23 protein-coding genes and 1 tRNA gene are annotated in these 25,758 nt (G+C 65.1%); 11 read left to right on the top strand and 13 right to left on the bottom strand.

The genetic code is table 11. The annotated features are described in order from the left end of the window. Positions 1–125: 125 nt before the first annotated feature. Both BcanWU425_RS07855 and BcanWU425_RS07850 read left to right on the top strand, forming a co-directional pair. On the top strand, positions 126–1,034 hold the full coding sequence (locus tag BcanWU425_RS07855) for a PaaI family thioesterase (protein WP_204512304.1): 909 nt from the start codon (positions 126–128) through the stop codon (positions 1,032–1,034). A 69-nt stretch (positions 1,035–1,103) separates the two neighbouring features. After that, positions 1,104–1,469 carry a hypothetical protein gene (locus BcanWU425_RS07850; protein ID WP_166517536.1) on the top strand — a complete coding sequence of 122 codons (366 nt, stop codon included), beginning with the start codon at positions 1,104–1,106 and terminating at the stop codon, positions 1,467–1,469. Here the strand turns inward: BcanWU425_RS07850 and poxB are convergent. From poxB to BcanWU425_RS07835, 3 genes are all read right to left on the bottom strand, one after another. Then, a complete protein-coding gene (poxB, locus tag BcanWU425_RS07845; protein ID WP_204512305.1) occupies positions 1,466–3,202 on the bottom strand; it encodes a ubiquinone-dependent pyruvate dehydrogenase in 1,737 nt (578 codons plus the stop codon). The two genes, BcanWU425_RS07850 and poxB, sit on opposite strands and share 4 nt — an antisense overlap. Positions 3,203–3,282: 80 nt before the next feature. Then, complete coding sequence (locus tag BcanWU425_RS07840; RefSeq protein ID WP_204512306.1) at positions 3,283–3,915, bottom strand: 2-dehydro-3-deoxy-6-phosphogalactonate aldolase; 633 nt, start codon at positions 3,913–3,915, stop codon at positions 3,283–3,285. Between the two features lie 13 nt (positions 3,916–3,928). Further along, positions 3,929–4,843 (bottom strand): 2-dehydro-3-deoxygalactonokinase, encoded by a 915-nt coding sequence (locus BcanWU425_RS07835; protein WP_204512307.1) that lies wholly within the window; start codon positions 4,841–4,843, stop codon positions 3,929–3,931. Between the two features lie 239 nt (positions 4,844–5,082). Here BcanWU425_RS07835 and BcanWU425_RS07830 point away from each other — a divergent pair, with 239 nt between their 5' ends. After that, a complete protein-coding gene (locus tag BcanWU425_RS07830) occupies positions 5,083–6,180 on the top strand; it encodes an LLM class flavin-dependent oxidoreductase (protein WP_018453642.1) in 1,098 nt (365 codons plus the stop codon). 57 nt (positions 6,181–6,237) lie between these two features. Further along, positions 6,238–6,807, top strand: coding sequence for a flavin reductase family protein (locus BcanWU425_RS07825; RefSeq protein ID WP_204512308.1), 570 nt, complete (start codon positions 6,238–6,240; stop codon positions 6,805–6,807). Positions 6,808–6,871: 64 nt separating this feature from the next. On the opposite strand, the gene BcanWU425_RS07820 is transcribed toward BcanWU425_RS07825, so the two are convergent. The 4 genes from BcanWU425_RS07820 to BcanWU425_RS07805 all read right to left on the bottom strand — a co-directional run bounded on the left by BcanWU425_RS07820 (position 6,872) and on the right by BcanWU425_RS07805 (position 14,644). Further along, positions 6,872–8,752, bottom strand: a complete 1,881-nt coding sequence (locus BcanWU425_RS07820; protein ID WP_204512309.1) for a sigma-54-dependent Fis family transcriptional regulator — start codon at positions 8,750–8,752, stop codon at positions 6,872–6,874. Between the two features lie 109 nt (positions 8,753–8,861). Further along, on the bottom strand, positions 8,862–12,161 hold the full coding sequence (locus BcanWU425_RS07815; RefSeq protein ID WP_204512310.1) for an acetyl-CoA carboxylase family protein: 3,300 nt from the start codon (positions 12,159–12,161) through the stop codon (positions 8,862–8,864). 122 nt (positions 12,162–12,283) lie between these two features. Next, complete coding sequence (locus BcanWU425_RS07810) at positions 12,284–12,949, bottom strand: aspartate/glutamate racemase family protein (protein ID WP_204512311.1); 666 nt, start codon at positions 12,947–12,949, stop codon at positions 12,284–12,286. Positions 12,950–12,961: 12 nt separating this feature from the next. Continuing rightward, entirely contained in the window at positions 12,962–14,644 is a 1,683-nt protein-coding gene (locus BcanWU425_RS07805) for a methyl-accepting chemotaxis protein (RefSeq protein WP_204512312.1), read from the bottom strand. Positions 14,645–15,085: 441 nt separating this feature from the next. Here BcanWU425_RS07805 and BcanWU425_RS07800 point away from each other — a divergent pair, with 441 nt between their 5' ends. Then, positions 15,086–15,436, top strand: a complete 351-nt coding sequence (locus tag BcanWU425_RS07800; protein WP_231190281.1) for a hypothetical protein — start codon at positions 15,086–15,088, stop codon at positions 15,434–15,436. A gap of 12 nt (positions 15,437–15,448) precedes the next feature. Next, a complete protein-coding gene (locus tag BcanWU425_RS07795) occupies positions 15,449–15,922 on the top strand; it encodes a hypothetical protein (protein ID WP_204512314.1) in 474 nt (157 codons plus the stop codon). Between the two features lie 3 nt (positions 15,923–15,925). Here BcanWU425_RS07795 and BcanWU425_RS07790 read toward each other — a convergent pair whose 3' ends face one another. Further along, a complete protein-coding gene (locus BcanWU425_RS07790) occupies positions 15,926–16,525 on the bottom strand; it encodes a TetR/AcrR family transcriptional regulator (protein WP_094183489.1) in 600 nt (199 codons plus the stop codon). A 110-nt stretch (positions 16,526–16,635) separates the two neighbouring features. Here BcanWU425_RS07790 and BcanWU425_RS07785 point away from each other — a divergent pair, with 110 nt between their 5' ends. Continuing rightward, positions 16,636–17,013, top strand: coding sequence for a tautomerase family protein (locus tag BcanWU425_RS07785; RefSeq protein WP_026232569.1), 378 nt, complete (start codon positions 16,636–16,638; stop codon positions 17,011–17,013). Between the two features lie 10 nt (positions 17,014–17,023). Here BcanWU425_RS07785 and BcanWU425_RS07780 read toward each other — a convergent pair whose 3' ends face one another. Together BcanWU425_RS07780 and BcanWU425_RS07775 are read right to left on the bottom strand one after the other, a co-directional pair. Beyond that, positions 17,024–17,953, bottom strand: coding sequence for a CobW family GTP-binding protein (locus tag BcanWU425_RS07780; RefSeq protein ID WP_026232568.1), 930 nt, complete (start codon positions 17,951–17,953; stop codon positions 17,024–17,026). Between the two features lie 3 nt (positions 17,954–17,956). Beyond that, positions 17,957–19,447 carry an amidohydrolase family protein gene (locus BcanWU425_RS07775; RefSeq protein WP_231190278.1) on the bottom strand — a complete coding sequence of 497 codons (1,491 nt, stop codon included), beginning with the start codon at positions 19,445–19,447 and terminating at the stop codon, positions 17,957–17,959. A gap of 997 nt (positions 19,448–20,444) precedes the next feature. Here BcanWU425_RS07775 and BcanWU425_RS07770 point away from each other — a divergent pair. After that, positions 20,445–21,398 carry an alpha/beta hydrolase gene (locus tag BcanWU425_RS07770; RefSeq protein WP_210350914.1) on the top strand — a complete coding sequence of 318 codons (954 nt, stop codon included), beginning with the start codon at positions 20,445–20,447 and terminating at the stop codon, positions 21,396–21,398. Here BcanWU425_RS07770 and BcanWU425_RS07765 read toward each other — a convergent pair. The 3 genes from BcanWU425_RS07765 to BcanWU425_RS07755 all read right to left on the bottom strand — a co-directional run bounded on the left by BcanWU425_RS07765 (position 21,395) and on the right by BcanWU425_RS07755 (position 22,971). Beyond that, entirely contained in the window at positions 21,395–21,820 is a 426-nt protein-coding gene (locus tag BcanWU425_RS07765; RefSeq protein WP_204512317.1) for a hypothetical protein, read from the bottom strand. The two genes, BcanWU425_RS07770 and BcanWU425_RS07765, sit on opposite strands and share 4 nt — an antisense overlap. Positions 21,821–22,324: 504 nt before the next feature. After that, positions 22,325–22,399 (bottom strand) — tRNA-Glu (locus BcanWU425_RS07760). Positions 22,400–22,626: 227 nt separating this feature from the next. After that, the gene (locus BcanWU425_RS07755; RefSeq protein ID WP_018453628.1) at positions 22,627–22,971 is read right to left on the bottom strand and encodes a hypothetical protein; all 345 of its coding nucleotides are present in this window, start codon (positions 22,969–22,971) and stop codon (positions 22,627–22,629) included. Here BcanWU425_RS07755 and BcanWU425_RS07750 point away from each other — a divergent pair. The 3 genes from BcanWU425_RS07750 to BcanWU425_RS07740 all read left to right on the top strand — a co-directional run bounded on the left by BcanWU425_RS07750 (position 22,970) and on the right by BcanWU425_RS07740 (position 25,625). Next, positions 22,970–23,977, top strand: coding sequence for an RluA family pseudouridine synthase (locus BcanWU425_RS07750; protein WP_026232566.1), 1,008 nt, complete (start codon positions 22,970–22,972; stop codon positions 23,975–23,977). The two genes, BcanWU425_RS07755 and BcanWU425_RS07750, sit on opposite strands and share 2 nt — an antisense overlap. A gap of 217 nt (positions 23,978–24,194) precedes the next feature. Then, positions 24,195–25,094 carry an RNA polymerase sigma factor RpoH gene (gene rpoH, locus BcanWU425_RS07745; RefSeq protein WP_007596598.1) on the top strand — a complete coding sequence of 300 codons (900 nt, stop codon included), beginning with the start codon at positions 24,195–24,197 and terminating at the stop codon, positions 25,092–25,094. Positions 25,095–25,283: 189 nt separating this feature from the next. Beyond that, a complete protein-coding gene (locus BcanWU425_RS07740; RefSeq protein ID WP_018453625.1) occupies positions 25,284–25,625 on the top strand; it encodes a hypothetical protein in 342 nt (113 codons plus the stop codon). Positions 25,626–25,758 lie beyond the last annotated feature (133 nt).

Raw genomic sequence — 25,758 nt, 5'->3', positions numbered from 1 at the left:
ACGAACGAGGCGCCCACCATCGTTGCTTCGGCCCGCCCTGTCGAGGCCAAACCGCCCCCGGCACCCACCGTGGGACGCGCATTCGGGGTTTTGCGCCGCGCCCGCCACTGGTCTAGAACGTCCTCATGTCCAGCTCACCGACCACACTTTCGTTCGAGGACCTCGCCGAGGCGATCAAGGGTCGCCGCTCCGATTACGGCCAGATCAGCGGGCTCCAGCTCGACCGCTTCGCACCGCGCGAAGCCTGGTCCAGCCTGCCCTACCGGCCGGTCTTTGTCGGTGACACCGAGACCGGCGTCCTGCATGGCGGGGTCGTCACCGCGATGCTGGACGAGAGTTGCGGCATGGCGGTGCAACTCGCGCTGGACGGCACAAGCGCGATCGCGACGCTCGATCTGCGCATCGACTATCAGAAGCCGGCAACGCCGGGCCTCGACATCAAGGCGCATTCGGTCTGCTACCGCACCACGCGTTCGATTGCCTTCGTGCGCTCCACCGCCTATCAGGAGTCCGAGGACGATCCGGTCGCGACCGCGACCGCCTGTTTCATGATCGGCGCCAACCGCACCAACATGCTCGCGGATCGCAGGATGGATTCGCCCGGCATCCCGAGGCTGGAGGCGCCGGACGATCCGGAAGGCCCGTTCGCCAACAGCCCGTTCGCACGCTGCCTCGGCATTCGCGTCAACGACGACGGCACACTGACGATGCCGTTCTCGCCAAAGATCATCGGCAATCCGATTCTGCCTGCGATCCATGGCGGCATGACCGGCGCCTTCCTCGAAACCACCGCGATCTTCGGAGTGGCCCGTGAACTCGGCGCCACCGCACTGCCCAAGCCGATCGGACTGACCGTCAACTATCTGCGCTCCGGCCGCGCGCTCGACACGTTCGCCAACGTCTCGATCGTGAAACAGGGCCGGCGCATCGTCGCCTTCGAGGCACGGGCCTGGCAGGACGATGCGAACAAGCCGATCGCCACAGCCTTCGGCCATTTCATGCTGCGGCCGACGCCCGGAAACGACGAGGAATAGGCGCATTTTCCCTTGACGGCCAAGGTCTGGGCCACAACGATAGCGCGTCCCCTCACGAGAGGTATTGGCTTGCGGCATCCGCTCGACATCATCGCCATGTTCGCCGCGCTCTGGCTGCTGGCAGCGATGGTGCTCGACGCGCTGACGCCGAAGGAGCTGACGACGGTGATGATCGGCATCGCCATCGGACCCGCCGTCGTCATCACCGCCGTGTTCTACTATCTGCGCTGCCCGCGCACCGATTTCGCGGTGATGTTCGCCGCGCTTTGGCTGATCTCCGACATCGGCATCGCGTTCATCTCGCCAACGCAGCTGCCCCACTTTCTGATCGCGCTCGGCTTCGTGCCGGCGCTGCTGATCGGGATCGTGCTGCACTGGCAACGCTTCCAGCGCCGCCATGAGCGGCTGCCCGTGCCATCGGTCAAGCGCGGCTAGCGCGGCAGCAAATTGGTCTTGGCGAGATCGACGACCTCGTCGCCGCGGCCGTTCATCACGGCGCGCAAGACCCAGAGGCTGAAGCCCTTGATCTGTTCGGGCGTGATGGTCGGCGGCATCGACAGCTCCTGCTTGGCGGTGACCACATCGAGCAGCGCCGGTCCGTGGTGGGCCAGCATCTCCTTCATCGCACCTGGAAGCTCGCCGGGATCCTCGACCCGCCTTGCGAAGATACCCATCGCGCGCGCCATCGCCGCGAAGTCCGGATTCTCCAGATCGACATTGGTGTCGACGAAACCGGCCGCCTTCATCTCCAGTGCGACGAAGCCGAGCACGCCGTTGTTGAAGATGACCACCTTCACCGGCAGCTTCATCTGCGTCAGCGTGATCAGATCGCCCATCAGCATGGTGAAGCCCCCGTCGCCGGAGAGCGAGATCACCTGCCGGCCGGGCTGCGCGGCCTGCGCGCCGATCGCCTGCGGCATGGCGTTGGCCATCGAGCCGTGCACGAACGAGCCGATCAGCCGGCGGCGTCCGTTCATCTCGAGATAGCGCGCGGCCCACACCGTCGGCGTGCCGACATCGGCGGTGAACACCGCATCATCGCTCGCATGGTCGCTGATGACCTTTGCCAGGTATTGCGGATGGATTGGTTTGCTGCCCGGCGTGCCCTTGGCGAGCGAGTCGAGGCCTTCGCGCGCCTTCTTGTAATGCGCGATCGCATCGTCGAGGTGCTTGCGCTGCGTCTTGGATTTCAGAAGCGGCAGCAGCGCCTCGAGGGTGAGCTTGACGTCGCCGACCAGGCCGAGGTCGATCTTGCAGCGGCGCCCGAGATTTTCCGGACGGATGTCGATCTGCGCGATCTTGGCATCGGTCGGGAAGAACTGCTTGTAGGGAAAATCGGTCCCGAGCATCACCAGCGCGTCGCAGGCGTGCATGGCGGCATAGCCGGAGGAGAAGCCGATGAAGCCGGTCATGCCGACATCGTAGGGATTGTCGTATTCGACATGCTCCTTTCCGCCCAGCGCATGCACGATCGGGCTCTTCAAGGCTTCCGCAAGCTGCATCAGCGGCGCATGCGCGCCGGCGCAGCCGCGACCGCAGAACAGGGTGATGCGTTCGGCGCCGTTCAGGAGATCCGCAAGCGCCTTCAACTCATCCGCCTGCGGCACAACCTTCGGCGCCGACAGCGCAAGGCCACGCGCCGTCGACAGCGCGCGCTTGGGTGGGCTGCGGAAGGCGACGTCGCCCGGCATGGCGACAACGGCGACGCCGCGCATGCCGACTGCCGCGCGGATCGCGTTTTCCAGCACGTAGGGAAGCTGACTCGGATCGGAGACCAGCTCGCAATAATGGCTGCACTCGCGGAACAGGTTTTGCGGATGCGTCTCCTGGAAATAGCCGCTGCCGATCTCGGCGGTCGGAATTTGCGCGGCGATCGCCAGCACGGGAACGCGGCTGCGATGGGCGTCGAACAGGCCGTTGATCAGATGCAGATTGCCGGGACCACACGAGCCCGCGCACACCGCAAGGCTGCCCGTCATTTCCGCTTCCCCGGCGGCGGCGAAGGCCGCGACCTCCTCGTGCCGGACATGGATCCATTCGATCGTGCCGCGCCGCCGCAGCGCTTCGGTCAGCGCATTCAGGCTGTCGCCGACGATGCCGTAGATGCGCTTGACGCCAGCCTGTTCGAGCGTTGCCACGAACAGATCGGCCACGTTGTTGATTGCCATGTCGGTCTCCTGATCTCGCCTCTGCGGCAAGATAGGATAACGCGCAACCGTGACGACATCACGGCTTGTTTATTGCCGCTTCAGTCTTTCGCAATCGCCCGATCGTAGGCCGCGATCGTCAATTTTGCGCGAGCGGCAACGTCCGTTACCGTCATGCCGGGCTTGTAGAGGTTGGAGCCCAGCCCGAACGCCGTCACGCCACCCTCGATGTACTCCGCGAAATTCTGGTCGGAGACGCCGCCGACGGCGGCGATCATCACGCCGGCCGGCAGCACGGCGCGGATCGCGGCGATGCCGGACGCGCCGAGCACGCTTGCCGGAAAGAACTTCAGGCCAGAGGCGCCGGAGCGCGCGGCCAGCAGCGCCTCGGTCGGCGAAAACACGCCGGGCAACGTCACCATGGCGTACTGATGGGCACGCGTGAGCACCTGCGTATCGACATTCGGCGAGACCATCAGCTTGCCGCCGACATCGTTGAGCCGATCGACATCCGCTGTGGTCAGCACCGTGCCGGCGCCGATCAGCACGCCGGCCGGCGCGAGCTTGACGGCGGTGGCGATGGAGCGGAACGGATCGGGCGAGTTTAGCGGGATCTCGATCGCGGTCATGCCGGCCTCGATCAGCACGCCGACGATGGCCTGCGTTTCCTCGGGCTTCACGCCGCGCAGGATCGCAAGCAGTGGCCGCTTCATCGCCGGAAAGGGAACGCTCATTTGAACAGTCCTCTCATTTCGTCCAGATCGCGGCAGCCGCCATCGACAGACCGCGGCGGACCGCTTCATCGGCATCGACGGGGTTCACGGTGACCGACAACGCATCGAAAGCCAAGGTGTACAGCATCGCGAGCCGCCCCGAGGCAATCAACGTAATGCCTGCTTTCGGCACGGCGCCGGAGAGCCCGGCGGCCAGCTCGATGCCGATCAAAGTGCCCGACAGCGTTTCGCGCGCCGCGGCCGGTGTGCTCCCGAACAGAAGCTGACGCGAGCGCGCGCTGAACAGAAAATTGGCCGCGAACGACGGCGCCTCATACGCAGCTCTCACCGCCGCCTTGAAGCTCGCGACGTCCTCGGCTTCTTCGGCGCCTGCGACCGCAAGCGACAAGATCGTCTCGCGCGACACAACGCTGAAGAGCTCGCCGGTCATGAAGGTGGAGAAATGCGCGATCGTATCGTCCTTCAGGCGTACCCATTTCGAATGCGTGCCGGGCATGCAGACCAGCGCCTCACCTGCGGCATCGAGACCAAGCGCGCCGAGCAGCTGCGTCTCCTCGCCGCGCATCACGTCCGGCGCTCTTGTATCGCGCTGCGCGATACCCGGCAGGATGCGGATATCGCGTGCTTCGCCCGGCACGTGCGCGGCCTGCTCCAGGACGGCCGCGAGCGGCGCGGGTGTATCGACATATCCGGCTTCGACCCAGCCCGTCTTGGCGCCGGCCATGCCGCAGACCAGAACCGGCAGATGAGCTGGTGCTTCGACGGCGGCAAGATGCGATTGCAGCACGGCCGCGAAGCCGGTCTTTGCCGCCGCCAGCATGCCCTCGCCGCTGCGGCGTTCGGCCAGCACCACGCCGGTACGATCGATCAACCAGAGCCGGAAGCTGCTGGTGCCCCAGTCCACCGCGACGTAAGCGGGTTCGGTCATCTCGGTTCTCGTCCTCGTCTCACCGGCAAGACGCCGTCTCGCGACAATGAGACGACGGCCCGCAAATTCGCCCCGGGATATCGGCTATTGCCGCTGCAAACCAGCGTTTTCTCACGGGACTGAGCCGCTGTAGCGCTGGCACAGCGCTTGCGGAGTGGTGGCACACCGCTTGCTCAAGCAACCCTGCTCACGTCCGTGAACCGCGCAACAAGACGCGTCAACATCAGATGAGGAAACCCATGGAGATCGGCTATTTCACGATGCCTTCGCACCCGCCGGAGTGCGGCCTGAAGGAAGGAAACGACTGGGACCTGCAAGTCATGCGCTGGCTCGACGAGCTTGGCTATCAGGAGGCCTGGGTCGGCGAGCACCACACCGCGCCCTGGGAACCCAATCCGACTCCGGATCTTCTGATCGCGCAGGCGCTGATGCAGACCAAGAATATCCGTATCGGGCCGGGCGGCTTCCTGCTGCCCTATCACCACCCGGCCGAACTCGCCAACCGCGTCGCCATGCTCGATCACCTCTCGGGAGGTCGGCTCAATTTCGGCGTCGCGGCGAGCGGCCTGCCGAGCGACTGGGCCATGTTCAACGTCGACGGCATGAGCGGACAGAACCGCGACATGACGCGCGAGGCGCTGGAGATCATTCTGAAGATGTGGAGCGATCCCGCGCCCTGGACCTACAAGGGCAAATTCTGGACGGTGACCAAGCCGGACACGATGTTCGACTTCTTGAAACCCCACATCAAGCCGTTGCAGACGCCGCACCCGCCGATCGGCGTCGCTGGGCTCTCGAAGAACTCGGACACGCTGAAGCTCGCCGGCGAGCGCGGCTTCATTCCAATGAGCCTCAACCTGAACCCGGCCTATGTCGGCAGTCATTGGGATTCGGTTGTAGCCGGTGCCGCCAAGACCGGGCGCAAGCCGGACCGGGCCGATTGGCGGCTGGTGCGCGAAGTGTTCGTCGCCGATACCGACGAGGAAGCGTGGCGGCTCTCGACCGGCGACATGATGGGCCGGATGATGGGCGAGTACTTCCTGCCGCTGCTCGGCCATTTCGGCTTCAAGGACTATCTGAAGCACGCGCCCGATGTGCCCGATAGCGACGTCACCGTCGAATATTGCGCCAAGCGGAACTGGATCGTCGGCTCGCCCGCGACCGTCGCCGAGAAAATCGAGAAGATCTACGAGGAGGTCGGCGGCTTCGGCGTGCTGCTGGTGTTCGGCTTCGACTACAAGCACAAGGCTGAAGCCTGGCATCACTCGCTGTCGCTGCTGAAGAACGAGGTGATGCCGCGCCTGAAGCATCTCGGCTCCGCGAAGAAGGCGGCTTGACCCGACGCGGGTGCGGCGCGATCGTGCCGCACCCACATCCATTTCGGAGATTTCCGCGTGACGGTGGACGCCAGTGCTTTCGACGCTAAGAATTTCAAGCAGGCGATGCGCCAGTGCGCCGGCGCGGTCGCGCTGGTGACGGTCGGCGCCGAGCACGGCAAGCGCACGGGGCTGACGGTGACCTCGGCCTGCTCACTGTCGGACTCGCCACCATCCCTGATCGTGTGCGTCAACCGCAACGCCAGTGCGCACGCGCGCATCCGCGAGGAAGGCGCGTTCGCGATCAACTTCCTGCACGAGGACCACGCCCTCCTGGCGCTTACCTTCAGTGGCCAGAAGGGCGTCAATGGCGACGACCGTTTTGCGTTCGGGGAGTGGACGCGCGGGGTGACCGGCGCGCCGGTGCTGAGCGATGCGGTCGCCGCATTCGACTGCGTGCTGGCGCAGGAATTCGAGACCAAGACGCATTCGATCTTCGTCGGCGAGGTGCGCGGCGCATCGCATTCCGACGGGGCGGCGCCGCTCGTGTATCTGCGCAGCAGCTTCCACGCCCCGCGCGAAATCCGCGGCACCGTAACAGTCGGAGATCTCGATTCCCGGCATCTGAGCTGGAGCGATTTTTCCTAAGGCAGCGGCGCCAAGCGCACCGCCGTTCCCTTCTCCCCTTGCGGGAGAGGGCAGAAAGGAAGCGCTACTGCGCCGTCTCGATCTTCATCGCTTTGATCTTGCGATACAGCGTGGCGCGGCTCAGCCTCAGCGCGCGCGCTGTTTCCGTCACGCGGCCGCCATGCTTGCGCAGCGCCTCCACGATCGTAGCGCGCTCCGCCGCTGCCAAATCCGGCTCCGCCGCCCTTCCACCAAACGGCGGCAGATCGAGGTCGGCATCGGTGATGACGCCGTCCTCCGCCGTGCAGCCGGCGAGCCGCAGCACATGCCGGAGCTGGCGCATGTTGCCGGGATAGGGATAGGCCGCCAGTTGCACCCAGGCATCGTCCGAGAGCGAGCAGTTCGGCGCTTCCTCGCGCGCGATCTGGCGGATGACGTCGTCGCGGTCGGCGCGCTCGCGCAAGGCCGGCAGCCGCACCTCCATGCCGCGCAGACGGAAATAGAGGTCGGTGCGGAAGGCGCCCTCCTCGGCCATGCGACCGAGATCGCGATGGGTGGCGCTGATCAGGCGAATGTCGACCGGCACGGGCTTCAGCGCGCCGAGCGGCCAGACTTCGCGGTTCTCCAGCACCCGTAGCAGCCGCGTCTGCAGCGCGATCGGCATGTCGCCGATCTCGTCGAGGAACAGCGTGCCGCCGTCGGCCTGCACGATCAGGCCCTTCGAGCCGTCGCGGCGCGCGCCGGTGAAGGCGCCGGCCTCGTAACCGAACAGCTCGGCATCGATCAGGCTTTCCGGCATCGCCGCGCAGTTCAGCGCGACATAGTTGTGGCGTGCGCGATTGCCGGCTGCGTGAATGGCACGGGCGAACACATCCTTGCCGACGCCGGTCTCGCCATGCAGCAGCACCGGCAGATTGCGATCGCCGATGCTTCTAAGTCGCTTCACGCTCCTGATCAGGCTGGGATCGCGTCCGGCGAGCCGCTGCAGCGCATCGAAGCGATCGACCGGTGCATCGCGGCGCGGCGCGAGCGGACGGGTCGAGGCCCTCGCCCGCAGCGGCGGCGCGACATGGCCGTGCCCTAGTGAACTGCCATCGGCCCGGCGCAGCTCGACGAGATCGTCTGCGTCGCGCGCGGCGGGATGGTCGAATTTGACATAGCGCGACAGATCGATGCCGGCTGCGATCAAGCCGTCGGTGAGACCCAGCAGTGCGCGCGCCGAACGGCAGGCGCCGACGATGCGGCGATCGTCGTCATAGGCGAGCAGGCCGCTGCCGCCGTCGCCCGGCACGGTCGCGATCCAGGCGTTGCGGAAATGACTGCGGAAGATCGCGCCCTCCATGCGCCGCGTTGCCTCCATCGTCACCGCGAGCGCAAGCTGATGCGCGGTGCGTTCGAGGTCCTCGCGGCAGGAGGTGATGTTCACGGCGCCTGCGAGCCGTCCCGCCTGGTCAAACAGCGGCGTCACGGCGCAGGAAAACATGTGCCACTGCGCGCGAAAATGCTCGTCGCGATGCACCAGGATCGGCTTCTGCTCGGCGAGCGCGGTGCCGAGCCCATTGGTGCCTTCGGAGGCCTCGGAAAAATTCGAGCCTGTGTAGATCTTCCAGTCCATGAATAGTCGTGCGTCGGCCTCGCCGGGCAGGCGGCTGAACAGCATGGTTGCGTTCACGTCTGCCAGGTTGACGCAATAACCGGCACCGCGCAGTACCCGGGCGAGGTCGTCGAGCTCCGGTGTTGCAAGCCGGATCGTCTCCTCCATGGGTTCGGCGACGTGACGGATCTCGGCTTCGGTGAGCGTCTGCGGCGGCCCCTGACGGCCGGGATCGAGCTTGTGGCTGATCAGGCAGCGCCGCCAGGAATTGGCAATGCGCGAAGAGGCATCGACGTCGGCCAAGCGGTCTGTAACCTGATTGGCGACGGACAAGACACGGGCGACATGGTTCGAGGCCGAAAGGCTGGCCATCGCGGACGTCTCCACCCTGCATTATTGTGCAAAGTCTGGCACCGCAGGCGGGGATGTCAATCGGGAACCGGGAACGCGGCGAAGCGCAATCAGAATTGCTGCACCGCCCTCACCACGTATCAATACAGGGCCGCTTCTTCCCAGTCCGCGCCGGCGGCTTCGGCACCGAGCGCAGGCCCGCCATGATCCAGCGCCTGGTCTCGGCGGGGTCGATGACGTTGTCGATCTCGAACACGGAGGCGATCGAGACCGCCTTGCCGTTGGCATAGAGCTCGGCGACCTTATTGCGATAGTAAGTCTCGCGCTCGACGGGGTCGGCGATCGCCTCCATCTCCTTGCGGAAGCCGAGGCGGACGTAACCCTCCAGGCCCATGCCGCCGAACTCGCCGGTCGGCCAGGCCGCGGTGAAGAATGAGGCGTGGAAGCCACCGCCAATCATCGACTGTGCACCCAGCCCATAGCCCTTGCGCAGCACGATGCCGAACAACGGCACAGTCAGGCTCGCGCCTGTCACGAACATGCGCGAGACGTGGCGCACGATTGCCGTCTTCTCGGCTTCCGGACCGACCATGAAGCCGGGCGTGTCGCACAGCGAGACGATCGGCAGATCGAAGGCGTCGCAGAGCTGGAGGAAGCGCGCGGCCTTGTCGCCGGCATCGGCGTCGATCGCACCGCCGAGATGCCGCGGATTGTTGGCGATCAGGCCGAACGGCTTGCCCTCGACACGGATCAACGCCGTGATCATGCCGACACCGTAGTCGCGGCGCAGCTCCAGCACGGACTCCTTATCCGCGACGAGGTCGATCACGCTGCGGATGTCGTAGACGCGCAGGCGGTTCTCGGGGATCGCGCGGCGCAGCAGGCGCTGGTCGGCGGCCTGCCAGTCCGTCACCGCACCCTGGAAATAGGACAGATATTTTTGCGCAACGGATGTTGCCTCTTCTTCGTCCTCGACGAGGATGTCGATCACGCCGTTCGGCGACTGGAACGTAACAGGACCGACCTCGGCCGGGTGATAGACACCGAGCCCGCCGCCTTCGATCATCGCGGGGCCCCCCATGCCGATCGAGGCGTTTTTGGTTGCGATGATGACATCGCAGCAGCCGAGCATCGCGGCGTTGCCGGCGAAGCAATAGCCGGAGACGATGCCGATAACCGGCACCAGACCCGAGAGCCTTGCGAACTGCACGAAGGACGGACCATCAAGCCCGGTCATGCCGAGCCGGTCGGTATCGCCGGGCCGGCCGCCGCCGCCTTCGGCATAGAACACCAGCGGCACACGCCAGTCTTCCGCGAGCGTCAGCATGCGGTCGATCTTCTTGTGGTTCATGTGGCCTTGCGTGCCCGCGAGCACGGTGTAGTCGTAGGCCACGACGATGCAGCGCCCGCCTTCGGGACCGAATTTCCCGGCGTTGACGGTCGCGACGCCCATGACGAGGCCGTCGGCCGGCGTGTTCTTGACGAGATCGTCGAGCTTGCGCCGGCGCCGCTGCGCCGCGATCGCAAGGCTGCCGTACTCCATGAACGAGCCGTCGTCGACGAGCTGCGCGACATTCTCGCGCGCGGTGCGCTGATTGGTGTTGCGGCGGCGCTCGACCGAGGCTGGGCGATTTTCGTCGAGCGTGTTGGCCTGGCGCGCGATCAGTTCGGCGAGATCGGGTCGGATGTGGTCGAGATCGACATCGGTTTCCGTTGCCGACGCGTCCGCCGCAACGTCGAGCGGCTCCAGATACATGATCGGCTCGCCATGCATCAGCGTGACACCGTCGCCGGCGAGTAGCTTCGTGACGCGGCCGCCCTGCTCGGCCATGACCAGATGCTCCATCTTCATGGATTCGATCACGGCGAGCTGCTGGCCCGGGCGCACGATCTCGCCTTCCTTCACCTGAACAGTGACGATGGTACCTTGCAGGGGTGCTGCGACCATTACCGTGCCTTCGGGCACGATTTGTGCAGCATGCGCCTCGGTGCCACCGGTTCGCTCCGTCGCCGCGAAATAGAGTGGTTTGGCCGCGCCATCCGCGGCTTCGACGAGCTTGCCGATTTTGCGATCGATGAAGTCGGTTGCGATGCGGTTGGCCCTGAAATCGGGATGCGCCAGCACGGCCTGGAGGAAGGCGATGTTGGTGACGACGCCGTCGATCCGAAACTCGCGCAAGGCGCGGGAAGCCTTGGCGACGACGTCGTGCCAGGCTTCTCCGGGCGTATGCACGATGACCTTTGCCAGCAGCGAGTCGAAGGCGGCGCTGGTCTTGTAGCCGGCATAACCGAAACTATCGACGCGGACGCCGGGGCCCGACGGCGGTTCGAACACGGCGAGCACGCCGCCGGTCGGGTGCGTCGCGCCTAGCTCGTCCGGTGTCTCCATGTTGACGCGGAGCTGCATGGCATAGCCGCGCGGTTTCGGGATCGAGCCTTGCGCCAGGCCGAGCAAGGCAAGCGAGGCACCGGCGGCGACCGCGAGCTGGGCGCGGACGAGATCGAGGCCGAGCACCTCTTCCGTCACGGTGTGCTCGACCTGAAGCCGTGGGTTGGCCTCGATGAAGGCAAAACTGTCTTCGGCGGCACCGTCGACCAGGAACTCGAACGTGCCGAGATTGTCGTACGACGCGGCCACGGCGAGTTGCTTCGCCGCCGCGATGATACGGCCACGCAAGCCGTCGCTGAGCGACGGGCTCGGCGCCACCTCGATCAGCTTCTGGTGTCGGCGCTGAATGGTGCATTCGCGCTCCCAGAGGTGGGAGATCGCGCCGTCGCGATCGCCGATGATCTGCACCTCGATATGGCGCGCCTGCCGGATCAACCGCTCGGCATAGACGCCGTCGAAGCCGAACGCGGCCTTGGCCTCGGACTGGCAGCGCGCATAGGCCTCCGCGAGATCGGCAGCGCGCTCGACCACGCGCATGCCGCGCCCGCCGCCGCCGGCCATTGCCTTGATCACGATTGCCGCGTTGCTGCCGAGCGAGGTGAAGAACGCCGCGATGTCCTCCAGCGAGGACGGCCCGCTGGTGCCGGCGATGATCGGGACGCCGCAGCGCTTTGCCAGTTGCCGTGCCGCCACCTTGTCGCCGAACAACTCGAGCGCCGCGGCCTGGGGCCCGACGAAGGCGATGCCTGCATCGGCGCAGGCCTTCGCGAACGCAGCGTTCTCGCTGAGGAAGCCGTAGCCGGGATGCACGGCGTCGCAGCCTGCGCTCTTCGCCGCCTTGACCACGGCCTCGATGTCGAGATAGGCCCGCGCGCCGCGACCGGGGATTTCGACGGCCTCGTCGGCAACCCGCACATGCAGCGACAGCGCATCGTCCGCGGGATGGATCGCGACCGTTGCGAGGCCGGAATCGGCTGCGGCGCGCGCGATGCGGATGGCGATCTCGCCGCGATTGGCGATCAGGAGCTTCTTGAACGACATGCAGCGTCTCCATGCCCGCGTGCCCAAGCGCGGGTCGGCAGGTCCTTCTGCTTCGTCACTTTAACCGAGGCCGTCAAGGGCAAGAACGCCGGTTGCGACGACCGTTCCCGCGGGCCGGAATTTCAATCGGTCGCGCGCGCCGTGATGAGGCGAATAATCCGCGCCACGGCAGACGGGATCGGCGCGATGATCGGCACGGTGAACATCGGCTGAAGCTCGCGCGCGGCTTCGCCCAGCGGACCGCCACCAATGACGACCGCCTCCGCGCCATCCTGCGCGATGCAAGCCTCGACCGCGCCGGCGAGTGCTGCGCGCAATCGCGCCGGATCGCGCATCAGGTCTTGCGGATCGCCTTTGGCGAAGCGGGCGCCGGTATAACGCGATCGCAACCCCAGCGCTTCCGGCAAGGCGTCGATCTTCCCTTCCAACAGCGGCGTCGTGGTCGCCACGCCGAAGCGGCGGCTGTTCTCGGCAGCTGCGAGCATCGAGGACTCGCCGATGCCGACCGCCGGCAGTTTCATCGCGGCCTTGATCCCGGCCAACCCAGGATCGCCGAACGCCGCGACGATGATACCGTCGCATGCATGCCGGTGTGACTGCGCGATCTCCAGAACTTCGGTGGAAGCTGCATCCAGCGCATCCGGCGTCACGATCATTTGCGGCGCGCGCGTTGCGGTCGCGCCGTCGATGTCGAAGCCGTCCACGGCGGCTGACCTCGCGATGGCGACCATCATCGCTGTGGTCGCCACAGAACTGTTCGGATTGATCAGAAGGATGCGCGCGCTCATCCTTCTGCTATACTAGGCCGCCCGTACCCCCGCAACGAAAGCGCTGACTTCGTTTTCCAGCGATTGCAGCTTCTGCGACAGCCGGCCGCTCGATTGCAGCACGAGGCCGGCGGCCTGGCCGGTCTCCGCCGTCGCGTCGGTCACACCCGAGATGTTCTGCGAAACCTGGTCGGTGCCGGAGGCGGCCTCCCGTACGCTGTGCGCGATCGCCGCCGTCGCGGCGCCCTGCTCCTCGACGGCTGCGGCGATCGACGAGGAAATTTCGTTGACCTCCATGATGGTCTTGCGAATGCTGTCGATGTTGCCGACCACCTGGTTGGTCTCGGCCTGGATCGCCGATATCTGCGCGCCGATTTCGTCGGTCGCCTTCGCGGTCTGGCTCGCCAGCGACTTCACTTCGCTTGCCACCACCGCAAAACCCTTGCCGGCCTCGCCGGCGCGCGCCGCCTCGATGGTGGCGTTGAGCGCGAGCAGATTGGTCTGCGAGGCGATCTGGTTGATGAGGTCGATGACCTCGCCGATCTTGTGCGCGGCTGCAGCAAGTCCCTGCACGGTGTCGTTGGTGCGTTGACCGTCGGCGGCGGCCTTGTCGGCCACGCTTGCAGCCTGCGCGACGCGCTGGCTGATCTCGGCGATCGAGGACGACAGCTGCCCGGCGGCGGAGGCCACCGTCTGCACGTTGCTCGATGCCTGCTGGCAGGCGGTGGCGACGAGGCTCGCACGGTCGGTCGCCTTGTCGGCGGTCTCGGACATGCCCTGCGCGGCCTGCTGCATCGCGCGCGCCTCCTTGAACACGTCGCGGACGACGGCTTGAACGTTGGCCTCGAACTTGCCGGCGAGGTCGGTCATCGTCTTGCGCTTCTCCTCGTCGGCCTTCTGCTTCGTCTCCTGCTGTTCGGCGTGCATCCGGCCGACCGCCGACGCATTGTCCTTGAACACGGCGAGCGCCTTGGCGAGCCCGCCGATCTCGTCGCGACGGTCGGTATGGGGCACGTCGAACGCGCTGTCGCCGGAGGCGAGGCGCTCGGTGAGCGCGGTGATCTTCGCCAGCGGCCGGGTCACGCTGCGGCCGATCACGAAGGAGGCGCCGAGCACGAGCACGAACACGACCAGGCACACCAGGGCGAAGGTCATCGCATTCTGGCGGAATACGGCGTCGACGTCGTCGAGATAGATACCGGTGCCGATGATCCAGCCCCAGGGCGCAAAGCCCTTCACATAGGAGATTTTCCCGACCGGCTGGTCGAAGCCGGGCTTCGGCCAGAGGTAGCTGTAGAAGCCCGCGCCCTGCTTTTTGACGACGTCGACGAAGCCGACGAACAGCGCGTTGCCGGATGGATCCTTCATCCCGGAGAGATCCTTGCCGTCGAGTTCGGGCTTGATCGGATGCATGACCATCTTGGGGGTCATGTCGTTCAGCCAGAAATACTCGACCTTGTCGTAGCGCAGGCTCTTGATCTCCGCGATCGCGCCGGCCTGGGCCTGCTCGCGCGGGAGTTTTCCTTCGCTCTCGAGCTTCTGGTAGTGCGCCAGGATGCCGTAGCCGACGTCGACCAAGTGCTGCGTCTTGGCCTGACGATCGGCGATCATCTGCGCGCGCAAGGTCGAAAGCGCGATCGGCGCCAGCGCGATCATGCCAAGGAGGCTGATGCCGACAATCAGGACCAGCTTGAAACTGATGCGGGAGAAAAACATCGGTGCTCGCAAGATTTGGAAGGCTGATATGCCAGTTTATCCCGCGCCCCTTAGCAAAGCTTTAAGCATTCGGGTTCCCCCACCCCGCAAAACTCCATGCATCCTACCGGCATGCCGCAGACGGCTCGCAGGCTCGCGAGGCTGGCTGCATCCGAGATGCGAACTCTTCAAAACTAGAAGACCTCGACATCGCCCCTCCGAGCGTTGACTTGCAGCGGGCTCTGACGGAACGATCGGCGCAGATCATCGGCGCCTGCCGGGACGTGGGCGCAGCCAGAGACCAGAGGCTCAATGCATCGATCGACAGCCACAGTCTCTCTCGACCTTCCGGCGCTAAGCGCAGCGGAACGGCTCTTCATTTGGGGATTTCGGGCCAAGGCACGCAGCGGAAGCGCCGTTCCGACCGCGGCCGACATCCAGCAAGTGTACGACCATTTTGGCGTGGGCGACGCCGTGCCTTCGCTGGAATCCATCATCGAGATCTTTGCCTGCACGGCGCATACGGCGATCGCGGTGCACTGCCCGACCTGCCCGCGCATGTCCGACAGCGAGCACGGCATGTTGCGGGCGATCGCCGCCGCGCAGAAAGAGCGTGACGATATCGCGCGCGAGCAATTCGAATGCTGGTTGCCGCCGGTCGGCGCCGATTGGGCTCTCGCGCCCGTGCGGGGGCTTGCAACGGTCTTCCGCATGGCGGGCCTCATCCTGCCCGACCGGCACGTTCCATCTTTGGACCATGACCAGACGATGGCGATGAAGAGCTGGCTGGTCGGAAGCCCCACGTTGCACTGACCGGGATCGCGCATGATGCAGGATAGTTGCGGCTCTGTGCCTGTCACGGAAGCCGGCCAGGCGCGGCTCTGTCCGCTTCAGGCCGCGCTTGCGACGCGGCCTGACGTCGAGAGTTACGATGATTTTGGCCGCGTCACGCTCTCGCTGTTCCGGTTCATCACTGCCGCCTATGAGACCGGCGCGTCCGATTGCTGGGAGGCGGCCTATCGCTTTGCCGACGAGGCGCCTGGCATCACCGACAGTCCGCTGCTGGTCGCACGCGTTGCCGCGCTGGTCAGAATCCTGCGCAGCGGCCGGCCTTGCCAATTGTGCTTCATGCCGCCATCGTGCCGGCGCCTGTCGAAGGACGAGGCGGAATTGATGCGGCTGCTGGCGGTCGCACGCGGCAAGCAGCCGGGCGAGCTCCAAACTGTCGTCTGCCAGTTCGTCGGCAACGAGAACGAGACCGTGACGACGCGGGCGGTCAACGCGCTCGCGGTCTGCTGACCCCTAGCCGCCCTTCCTGCCGAGCACGAGATCGATGGTGTGGGACGCGATCTTGCGCAGCTGGGGCTCGTCGCCGAAGGCACGTTCGAGCACGGCGAGGCCGCGCGTCACCGTGATGATGTGCAGCGCTGCGGACGCGGAATTGCCGTTGAATTCACCGCGCGCCGCACCCGCCGACAACGTCTCCTGAACCAGAACGGTGATGCGCGAGATGAGGTTCGCGAAGGCCTGCCGAGCCTCCTCGTCGAGCCCCTCGCCTTCGGCCGCGCCGAGCTCCATCAGCCCGCGCGTCGTCGGACATCCGCGCGGGGGCGTGCCGGCGCGGAAGTTGCTGATGGTCAGGTCGAAGAACGCGGTGAGGCGTTTTCGCAATGAGCCCGCACCCAGCGCCTTTTGCAGGGCGACGAGATAATCGCCCGCGTAGCGCTCGTAGGCCTGGAGGAACAGCGCCTCCTTGCTGCCGAAGGCGTTGTAGAGGCTACCGCGCTGGACACCGGCGTCGCGCGCGATATCCGACAGCGAGGTGCCGCGGACGCCCTTGCGCCAGAACTGGTCGAAGGCGATACGCAGGACATCGTCGTGGTCGAACTCGCGCGGCCTCAAGCTTTGCTCCTAGCAAGCATATTTGACACGATGTCAAAAACATGATTTCTTGACGCCGCGTCAAAAACAAACTGGGGCCGATGCGCCCTTTCGTCAATGAGGATTTCGCGATGCCTCTCCTCCACATTTCGATGCGCGCCGGAAAGCCGGAAGTCTACCGGCAGGCGATCCTCGACGGCCTCTACCGCGCCATGCGCGAAGCGCTGAACGTCCCTGAAGGCGACGAGTTCATGACCATCAGCGAGCTTTCGCCCGCGAACTTCCGCTGCGGCAATGCCTACGGCGTCACGCGCAGCGACGATGCCGTGCTGATCCAGATCACCGTGTTCGCCTCGCGCACCCCCGAGCAGAAGAAGGCCCTGTACCGGCGGATCGCGGACCTGCTCGGCGAAAAACCGGGCCTCCGCCCCGAGGACGTGTTCGTCAACGTCCTCGATGCGCCCGCGGAGAATTGGTCCGTTGGAAACGGCATCGCACAATTTGCCTGAAGCGGCAGCTTCAACGATCCGCAACGCAGGTCTCCATGATCCCGTCGAGCTCCGCCTTCGAGAGCACGCCTAGCTCGACGATGAAGACAATCCGCGCGCACGGCACGCCCGGCGTCGGCGCTTCGCCTGGGGCCAGCGTGGCGCGGCCGGCGGCGAATTGAAACACCATCTGGCGCCCCGGCTGCTCGACGGTCTCGAACAGGCCTTTTGCCCGCGCGAGTTTTGGCGCCAGTCGGCCGATCGCCTGCTGCAGGCGGGCCAGCGAAAGTGGCTGGTTCGAGGTCCAGCTCAGCGTTTCGAAGCGTTGCTCTGCCGGACGTTTCGGTCCGGATTTGCGCGGCGCGGGCGCACGATCGACGGTCGCGGGAAACAGCAGCGCGGACGGAATCTCGCCGTGCTGCGCGTCGACCACCACGGCAGGAACGCGCTGCGCGCGGATGGCCTCGCGGATACGCGCGCCCGCACCCTCATCCGCCAGATCCAGCTTGCTCAGCGCCACGATGTCGGCGACGCGCAGCTGCGAACGGTGCAGCGCGTCGTCGAGAGCGGCCGGCGGTGTCGCCGTGTCCATCACGCAGAGCACCGTTTCCAACGGCGCTTCGCGCAGGATCACGGGATCCATCAAATTGCGGACGATCTCGGCGGGATCGGCGACGCCGCTGGTCTCGATGACGATGTATTCCGGCTTCGGATCACGCCGCAGCAGCGTCGCAAGCGTGCGCAGCAGGTCGCCTTCGAGCGAGCAGCAGATGCAGCCATTGGCGAGGCTGACCACGCCGTCGCTCGCGCCCGCAATCAGCTCGGCATCGATGTTGATCGCACCGAAATCGTTGACCACAGCGGCGATCCGCCGCCCCTCCGCATGCGCCAGCAGATGGTTCACGACAGTGGTCTTGCCGGCCCCCAGAAAGCCCGTCACCAGGAGAATGGGGACCGGCATGTCTCAGCTCCCGACGACGGGACGGCGCACGGGACGGCCGGGCCGCACCGCGACGTCCAGCACACCATCTGTGATTAACGGCTGGCCGCTGACGATCAGATGCCGCACGCCTTCGGAGGGACGGTTCATCGCCGTGAAGGTCGCGCGGTCCGAGAGCTTCTCGTAGTCGAACACGACGATGTCGGCATCGGCATCCTTCGCGAGCCGACCTTTTGCGCGCATCGCGGGCGTGCTCTGCGACAGGATCTCCGCCGGGATCAGCGCGCATTTGCGCACGCCTTCGAGCAGCGACGCGGTCTTGCGCTCGCGCACCCATTCGCAGATGAATTTCGTGAAGCAGCCCGCCGAGCGCGGATGCGAGGTGGCGTCATCCGGCAGCGGCCAGGCATCGCCGGTGTAGGTCTTGCCGTCCGACGTCGTCCACGGCATCGCGTCGGAGGCGATCGCGCCGCCGGGATAGAGCACCGACATGTCGAGGAGGTCGCGGTGATGCGCATTGTTCTCGGTGTCGAGGATGTGCCACAGCACCAGCGAGGACGGCTCTTCCGCCTGCGCCTTCAGGAGCTCCTCGCGATCGCTGAAGCGATGGCCGTCGGTGACCCGCTGCACGGAATCGTAACCGGTGCCGTTGCGCTCGACGAATTCGGGGTCGCTGAAGAAGGCGGCCGCCAGCACGGTCGAGCCGGTGCCGTAGGGATAGGCCTCGACCGTGATGGGCAGGCCCTGCGCCTGCGCTTTCGCGATCAGCACGCGGCAGCGCTCGACGTCGGTCTTGCTCGACGAGTTGAAATGGCAGATGTGCATGTGCGCGCCGGTGGCTCCGGCATAGCCGATCAGGCGGATATAGGCTTCCGCCGCGCTCTCGGGATCGATGCGCGACATGTAGGCGACATGGGTGAAGGTCGGCACGTCCTGCGCGGCCGCGAGCTGGCAGACCGCGGTCAGCTCCTGCACGCCGGCGCCCGGCGCATAGGCGTTCAAGATCCCGATGCCGATGCCGCCCTCGTTCAGTCCGCGCGAAAGGCGCTCGAGGATGCCGGCAACCTCCGCATCGCTCGCCACGTTGTCCATCCAGCGGCGATCGCGCATGGCGTTGCCGAACGCCTCCAGCGAGCTCTCCGCATTGGAGCCCGTCATCGCGCCAATACGCGCGAAAGCCCAATTGGTGGCCGCGCCGTAGTTCAACACGCGCCCCTTCCGCGCCTGGCGCTCATACCAGGACCCGACCGGCAGCACGCCCGCTTCGAGATCGAGCGTCGTCGTGACGCCGTCGAACGCCTGCATGCGATCGGCGGGGAGCGACTGGCCATGCGCGTGCAGGTCGATGAAGCCGGGGGCGACCACTAGCCCCGTCGCGTCGATCGTCCGCTCGGCGCTGCCGAGCGAAGCGCCAACCGCGGCGACCTTGCCGTCCACCACCGCCACATCCCCAACCGCGTCCATTCCGCTGGCGGGATCCACCACCCGGCCGCCAGAGATCACCAAGCCGCTCATGTCAAAATTCCTCCGCGCTGAATTCGCATCAAGGCAGATTCCGGGAGGGACGACCACCTCCACCGATGCTGACGCATCATGCTCGCAAGGAAGGCTCGAAAGGGAGGCTCGAAAGGGAGGTCAGTTTGCATGCGGGTTGCGGACACGCGCTCACAGCCTCGCGGCATGTTTTGCCCGAGCTATGCTTCTCGCTTCACCCCCTCGAAAAGAAAGGGCGCAGGGAAGACCGGGCGCAGGCTGGCACCCATAAAAACCCCCATGCGAACTGATTGCACACGCAATGCATAGGGGAGACACAGGGCAGCCGAGACCAGGCCTTCCCTGCGCGATGGTTTGACGGCCTATGCCGCGCTCTCCCCGGAGACGAGTTCCTTTTTGTCTCCGTCACCCCCGCGAAATGCACGGCACCGCGCCGGTTGACGCGCTGACGCCTTCGCAAAGGCTTGACCGTAGCAACGACGGCCAGGACCACACGGTTTCGCCGTACGCAGGCTGACCCTGCTTCGCCCAAGCTTCGCAGGACATGGCCCTGCTTCGCCAGAGGCTTCGCGAGGTTTGAGCGCCGTCCGTCGATGCGGTTCGTGCCATGCTCACGAGGTTCATCTCGCCCTGCACGCACAAGCCCGCCTTTAACGCCGCCCGCGTCCACCGCCACTCCCAACCCGCGTTCGTGACGACGTACGACCGCCCCTTTTGTGGGCTGGGATGGCCGACACATACGATATTTCCGAATTTCGGTAAGCTGGAATATTTTTGCGGAGAGGGATTGACTTGCGTTTGCGCCTGTTTCGCCCGACCCTCGGAGACGACGGACGTCACGACCATACAAGGGACCCGCGAAGCTGCTTCGCCGTCTTCTTGCCCCCATTGTCATTCAGGAAGTTAGATGGGGCGCTACGGTGGACAAAGTTCCCAAAGGTTTCGTGTGATCGCTCGACCTCTTCTGCAACGCGACCCCTGTCATTCTATTTCGCGCCGCGCTCTCCTCGGCGGATTTATGTCGGCGGGGACCGCCCTCGCGCTTGGCGGATGCGCCGGCTTGGGTGCGACCGGGGCGCGTTTCGACGCGTCATCGCTATCCCTTGACCCCACATTGCTCGTCGCTACTACGCGCAAGCCCGTCAACGGTGGTCGCACGAAACCCTGGTTCGGGCCGGAGCGCGCAACCAACATGACGGTCGCGCGGGCGAAGCTGGTAGCGCCGGACGAGAGCCGACTTTCTCTCGCCTCGGTCGGATTTGGCGATTGGCGCCTTGATCGGCTCGAACCGGTATCGGCAGACGTTGGCGATCTGGTTGCGCAGGCCGGCGGAGGAGACGTGCTGATCTATGTGCACGGCTTCAAGCAGACGTTCGAGACGGCGGTGCTGGATGGCGCCCATCTCTCCGATGGGATCAAGTTCCGCGGCCGGACCATGGTGTTCTCCTGGCCCTCCAAGGCAGGACTGTTCGACTATGCCTATGACCGCGACAGTGCGATGTGGTCCCGCGACGAGTTCGAGCGCGTGCTCTCCACACTCGTGTCGGCGCCAGGCACCGGCCGCGTGAACATCGTTGCGCACAGCATGGGAACCATGCTGTCGCTCGAAAGCCTGCGTCAGCTCTATGCGCGATACGGCGACACAGTGACGAGCAAGATCGGCGCCGTGGTGTTTGCCGCGCCCGATATCGACATGGACGTGTTCTCGTCAGCGATCCAGCGCATCGGTCCGCTTGCGGGCAAAATCACCGTGATCGCCGCGACGAACGATCGCGCACTGGCGTTGTCGGGACAGATCGCAGGTGGAATGACCAGGGTCGGCGCCGCCGAAAAAGCCGTCATCGCGCGCCTCGGCGTACGCGTGGTCGATGCGTCAGCGGAAGGCTGGGGCATCATCAACCACGATCTTTTTCTGTCGAATGCCGAAGTGCAGCGGGTGATCCGCCGCTCGATCGACGGCACGATCGCTTAGGAGAGCGCCTGCGCCAGGTCGCTAGAAGCTTGCTCGTGCGCACGAAACGGTTTGGTTTTGCAGTGTCGCACGCGAATGGCGCGCCCTGGTTGGTTTATATCGGCTGTGCGGCAGCCCACATGGTACGGTAGCTGTCCAATTTTAGAATCGGCCGCCTCTGACTCGAATCGCGTTACGGAGGCCGGCGCCCGTTCCGCCAAATGAGCGAACGACTGAGTGACTATCCAAACTTCTTTGTCGTCAACAATGATCAGGCGATCATGCAGTTGGCGAGGCGAAGTTAAACGCGCCTCCAGTGGCCGATTTTGAAACTGGCTTTGCCAGCGCTCGACGGCGGGCTTAAGGGACGATTTCACATAAAACGGATCGACCAGAATCTTAAGCAGAACATTTTCCGCCGCGAGCGGTGCAAAATCACGCAACAGCTTCTCATCAGAATAGGGATCGACAATGAATAGCTCAGTGTCGCTAAGCTGAAAACTCGAGCGATAGCGGCGAGTGCATCAAACGAGTTGCCGGCGGGAATATAGGCGCCTTGCAAGTTGGGAGTCGATTGTGACTCTACACGCGCAAACGTTCGAAAGAGAATGCTAGCCGCTTTAGAGACCGCTTGCCCATGCCTATAGGAGTTCGATTCCCCGATGACGGCGTCCATCGCGAGTACGAACCCCGCTGCATCGAGCGACGATCCGCCGGCTTCGACCATAGCCGCGGCACGACCGAGCCACATTCGCCCTTCCGGGGTGTTGGATGCCGAATTGTGAAAGTTTGGCATCGTATCGATGAGGTTGCGTAGCTCGAAAAGTACTCGCTCGATTTCCACTCGGCAAAATCCGGCAGGGGATGAACGGAGAACATACGCGATCCCACTCTATCGGGAGTGGGACGATTGCCTGAAAAAAAATCGAAGGAAATCAACCGAAACTTGGCGCTCCCTAGGGGAATCGAACCCCTGTTTCAGCCTTGAGAGGGCCGCGTCCTAACCGCTAGACGAAGGGAGCGTTGAGCGAGAGGACATAGCCTCGAATTTTGCCGGCGGCAAGCGGGGATCGAGGGGTTTCGGATGCTCGCTCTCCGCTGTCGTCCTGGCGAATGCCAGGACCCATTACCCCGTATGCGGATGGTTAAGGCATATCTGAACGACGATCTCGTTCGTGCAACCGGATTCGGTGGTTATGGGTCCTGGCCTTCGCCAAGACGACGATGGCGGCGAGTTCCGAGGCCGTACTCACGGCTCATTGGCGAATTTCAGCTTTCCAGCCGGCTTCAACGTGTGGGCATCGAAGGTGCGGATCTCGGTGACGCCGCCGATGTCGAGCGTGATCACGAGCCGGTCGCCGGCGACGCCGCTCGAGACGATTTTGGCGCCCTTCGGGAGAGTCGCGGTGACGTCGCCTGCCGGCTCGGGCGCCCTTCCCTCGGACTTGAAAAGGCGGTAGCCCACCGCGATCAGCACGGCGCAGATTGCCAGCGCCGTGGTCAACCCCGCGATCAGCATCATCCGCCGCACCCGCGCGAACAGCGCGGCCTGCTCGGGGCTCGGTTCGGGAACAACGGTATCAGACGTCGTCATGGAAAATTCTGGCTCTGCGCAAAGGTTGGAGGTTGTCGTCGAAGGCTCCGAGGGCTCGACCCGGCTCGACCGCGTGCTGGCGCTGCACCTTGCCGAGCTATCGCGATCGAGGCTGAAAGCCCTGATTCTGGGGGGCGCGGTGAGCCTCAGGGACGCCGCGATCCGGGACCCCGCTTATCACGTCGCCTCCGGCGATACGATCACAATCGACGTGCCGGAAGCGGCCGCGCCGGAGCCGAAAGGCGAGGATATCGCCCTCGACATCGTGTTCGAGGACGACGACATCGTCGTCCTCAACAAGCCGAAGGGGCTGGTGGTGCATCCCGCGGCGGGCCACGAGACCGGTACGCTGGTCAATGCGCTGATCGCCCATTGCGGCGGCTCGCTCTCCGGCATCGGCGGGGTGCGCCGGCCCGGCATCGTGCACCGGCTGGACAAGGACACCACCGGGTTGATGGTGGTCGCTAAGAACGACCTCGCGCATGCCTCGCTCACCGCGCAATTCGCCGATCACGGCCGTACCGGGCCGATGCGGCGCGGCTACATGGCCTTCGCCTGGGGGCTGCCGGGCCGCCATCGCGGCACCGTGGACGCGCCGATCGACCGTCACCCGCATGCGCGCGAGAAAATGGCGGTGCGCCAGGGCGGCCGCGAGGCCGTGACGCATTGGGAGCTTCTGGAGAGTTTTGCCGGACGCGACGGCAAGCCGATCGCGACGCTGCTCGCCTGCGAACTCGAGACCGGACGCACCCATCAGATCCGCGTCCACCTCGCCCATATCGGCCACCCCCTGATGGGCGACGCCGTCTACGGCCCGCATTTCAAGACCAAGGCGAACCAGCTGGGCCCCGAGTCGCAGGCCGCCCTCGCCGCGCTAGGGCGGCAGGCGCTGCACGCCTACCTGCTGGTATTGGAGCACCCGAGGACTGGAGAATTACTTCACTGGGAGACGCCTCTGCCGGAGGATTTGCTTCTCCTTCAGGGGGCCCTCAAGGCGGCGCTATGACGCAGGCCGCTTCAGAAATGCTTTACATTACAAAAAGTTATAGCTGCCACACGGGGACGTGACGTCAGCAATCCTTCCCTTTTTGCCTTCCGATGGAGTATATTGCGCTTGCGTTGAAGACCAACGCGGAACATCGCAGCACCGATCGGCTTTAACCAAGCGGTCGTCTGCCTGGCCCGCCGCTATCGGGGGCCTGAACCTGTTTGGAGGGCGCACTATGGCCCGTACAGCTACCCTGCCGGTCCTTAATGGCGAATCCGGCCTTTCCCGTTACCTCGGCGAAATCCGCAAGTTTCCGATGCTGGAACCCCAGCAGGAATACATGCTCGCCAAGCGTTGGCGCGAGCACGATGATCGCGACGCCGCGCACCAACTCGTCACCAGCCATCTCCGTCTCGTGGCCAAGATCGCCATGGGCTATCGCGGCTACGGCCTGCCGATCTCCGAGGTCGTCTCGGAAGGCAATGTCGGCCTGATGCAGGCGGTGAAGCGGTTCGAGCCCGAGAAGGGCTTCCGTCTCGCAACCTACGCGATGTGGTGGATCAAGGCGTCGATTCAAGAGTACATCCTGCGTTCGTGGTCGCTCGTGAAGATGGGCACCACCGCGAACCAGAAGAAGCTGTTCTTCAACCTGCGCAAGGCGAAGAGCAAGATTTCCGCTCTGGACGAAGGCGATCTTCGCCCCGACCAGGTGGCCATAATCGCAAAGCGTCTCGGCGTCACGGCTCAGGACGTGGTCGACATGAACCGCCGCCTCGGTGGCGACGCGTCGCTCAACGCTCCGATCCGCGACGACGGCGAAGCCGGCGAATGGCAGGACTGGCTGGTCGACAATTCGCCCAACCAGGAAGCCATGCTGGCCGAGCACGAGGAGTATGATCACCGTCGTGACGCCCTGAACGGCGCCATGGGCGTGCTCAACCCGCGCGAACGCCGCATCTTCGAGGCCCGCCGCCTCGCCGACGAGCCGATGACCCTGGAAGACCTTGCCGCCGAGTTCGGCGTGTCGCGCGAGCGCGTCCGCCAGATCGAGGTCCGCGCCTTCGAGAAGGTGCAGTCTGCGGTCAAGGGCACGATCGCAAAGGCCGAACAGGCCGCGCTGGAAGCCGCGCTCTAAGCGCGAGGTTTTGGCGCCAGAGATTGGCGGATCGACAAGAGACAGAAAGCCGGCGGCGACGCCGGCTTTTTGTTTGCGTGTGAGGCGCAGCATGTTCGCGGGGACGCGGACCAGGCATCTTGAACCCGCGCTGCCGGTTGACCGACCAAAGGGATCGGGCCGACAGCATCAAGAGAACGGACACGCGCCGTGTCGATCATCCTGCAATCCACCGTGGGCGGCTTCTCCGCCCAGTTCATGCGCAAGCTGCCGCTGGTCGAGCAGGCGATGCGCGAGCACGGGCTCGAGCCGTCGGAGTTCGTGATCTCGAAGGACTATGCCTCGACCGCGACGATCCCGCTCATGGGCCCGTTCTTCTTCAATTACAGCGTCTATTTCGGCGAGGAGACATTCACCGTCACCGAGCCGAACGACATGGTGTTCCTGGACTACTTCTTCAAGCGCGTGCTGGCCGCGGACGGCCCGCCGGAACTGCCGCGGCGACCGGGCTTGATCCGGCGGCTGTTCGGGTGGATGTCGGAGCCGGTGTGATTGATCTTCCCCTCTCCCCTTGCGGGAGAGGGTGGCTCGCCGCGATAGCGGCGAGACGGGTGAGGGGTTGTCTCCGCGAGCACGTCTCTCACATCGTCATTCGCGGAGACAACCCCTCATCCGGCGCTTCGCG

Origin of the sequence: Bradyrhizobium sp. WU425, assembly GCF_021052305.1 — a bacterium.
GTDB lineage: Bacteria > Pseudomonadota > Alphaproteobacteria > Rhizobiales > Xanthobacteraceae > Bradyrhizobium > Bradyrhizobium canariense_D.
Note: the sequence above shows the minus strand (reverse complement) of the source record. Positions and strands in the feature narration are given on the sequence as shown.

Coding starts and splice junctions, on each gene's coding strand:
- BcanWU425_RS07855 (WP_204512304.1), top strand. CDS start 126: ATGTCCAGCTCACCGACCACACTTTCGTTCGAGGACCTCGCCGAGGCG.
- poxB (WP_204512305.1), bottom strand. CDS start 3,202: ATGGCAATCAACAACGTGGCCGATCTGTTCGTGGCAACGCTCGAACAG.
- BcanWU425_RS07840 (WP_204512306.1), bottom strand. CDS start 3,915: ATGAGCGTTCCCTTTCCGGCGATGAAGCGGCCACTGCTTGCGATCCTG.
- BcanWU425_RS07835 (WP_204512307.1), bottom strand. CDS start 4,843: ATGACCGAACCCGCTTACGTCGCGGTGGACTGGGGCACCAGCAGCTTC.
- BcanWU425_RS07830 (WP_018453642.1), top strand. CDS start 5,083: ATGGAGATCGGCTATTTCACGATGCCTTCGCACCCGCCGGAGTGCGGC.
- BcanWU425_RS07820 (WP_204512309.1), bottom strand. CDS start 8,752: ATGGCCAGCCTTTCGGCCTCGAACCATGTCGCCCGTGTCTTGTCCGTC.
- BcanWU425_RS07815 (WP_204512310.1), bottom strand. CDS start 12,161: ATGTCGTTCAAGAAGCTCCTGATCGCCAATCGCGGCGAGATCGCCATC.
- BcanWU425_RS07810 (WP_204512311.1), bottom strand. CDS start 12,949: ATGAGCGCGCGCATCCTTCTGATCAATCCGAACAGTTCTGTGGCGACC.
- BcanWU425_RS07805 (WP_204512312.1), bottom strand. CDS start 14,644: ATGTTTTTCTCCCGCATCAGTTTCAAGCTGGTCCTGATTGTCGGCATC.
- BcanWU425_RS07795 (WP_204512314.1), top strand. CDS start 15,449: ATGATGCAGGATAGTTGCGGCTCTGTGCCTGTCACGGAAGCCGGCCAG.
- BcanWU425_RS07785 (WP_026232569.1), top strand. CDS start 16,636: ATGCCTCTCCTCCACATTTCGATGCGCGCCGGAAAGCCGGAAGTCTAC.
- BcanWU425_RS07780 (WP_026232568.1), bottom strand. CDS start 17,953: ATGCCGGTCCCCATTCTCCTGGTGACGGGCTTTCTGGGGGCCGGCAAG.
- BcanWU425_RS07775 (WP_231190278.1), bottom strand. CDS start 19,447: ATGAGCGGCTTGGTGATCTCTGGCGGCCGGGTGGTGGATCCCGCCAGC.
- BcanWU425_RS07770 (WP_210350914.1), top strand. CDS start 20,445: ATGTCGGCGGGGACCGCCCTCGCGCTTGGCGGATGCGCCGGCTTGGGT.
- BcanWU425_RS07750 (WP_026232566.1), top strand. CDS start 22,970: ATGGAAAATTCTGGCTCTGCGCAAAGGTTGGAGGTTGTCGTCGAAGGC.
- BcanWU425_RS07755 (WP_018453628.1), bottom strand. CDS start 22,971: ATGACGACGTCTGATACCGTTGTTCCCGAACCGAGCCCCGAGCAGGCC.
- rpoH (WP_007596598.1), top strand. CDS start 24,195: ATGGCCCGTACAGCTACCCTGCCGGTCCTTAATGGCGAATCCGGCCTT.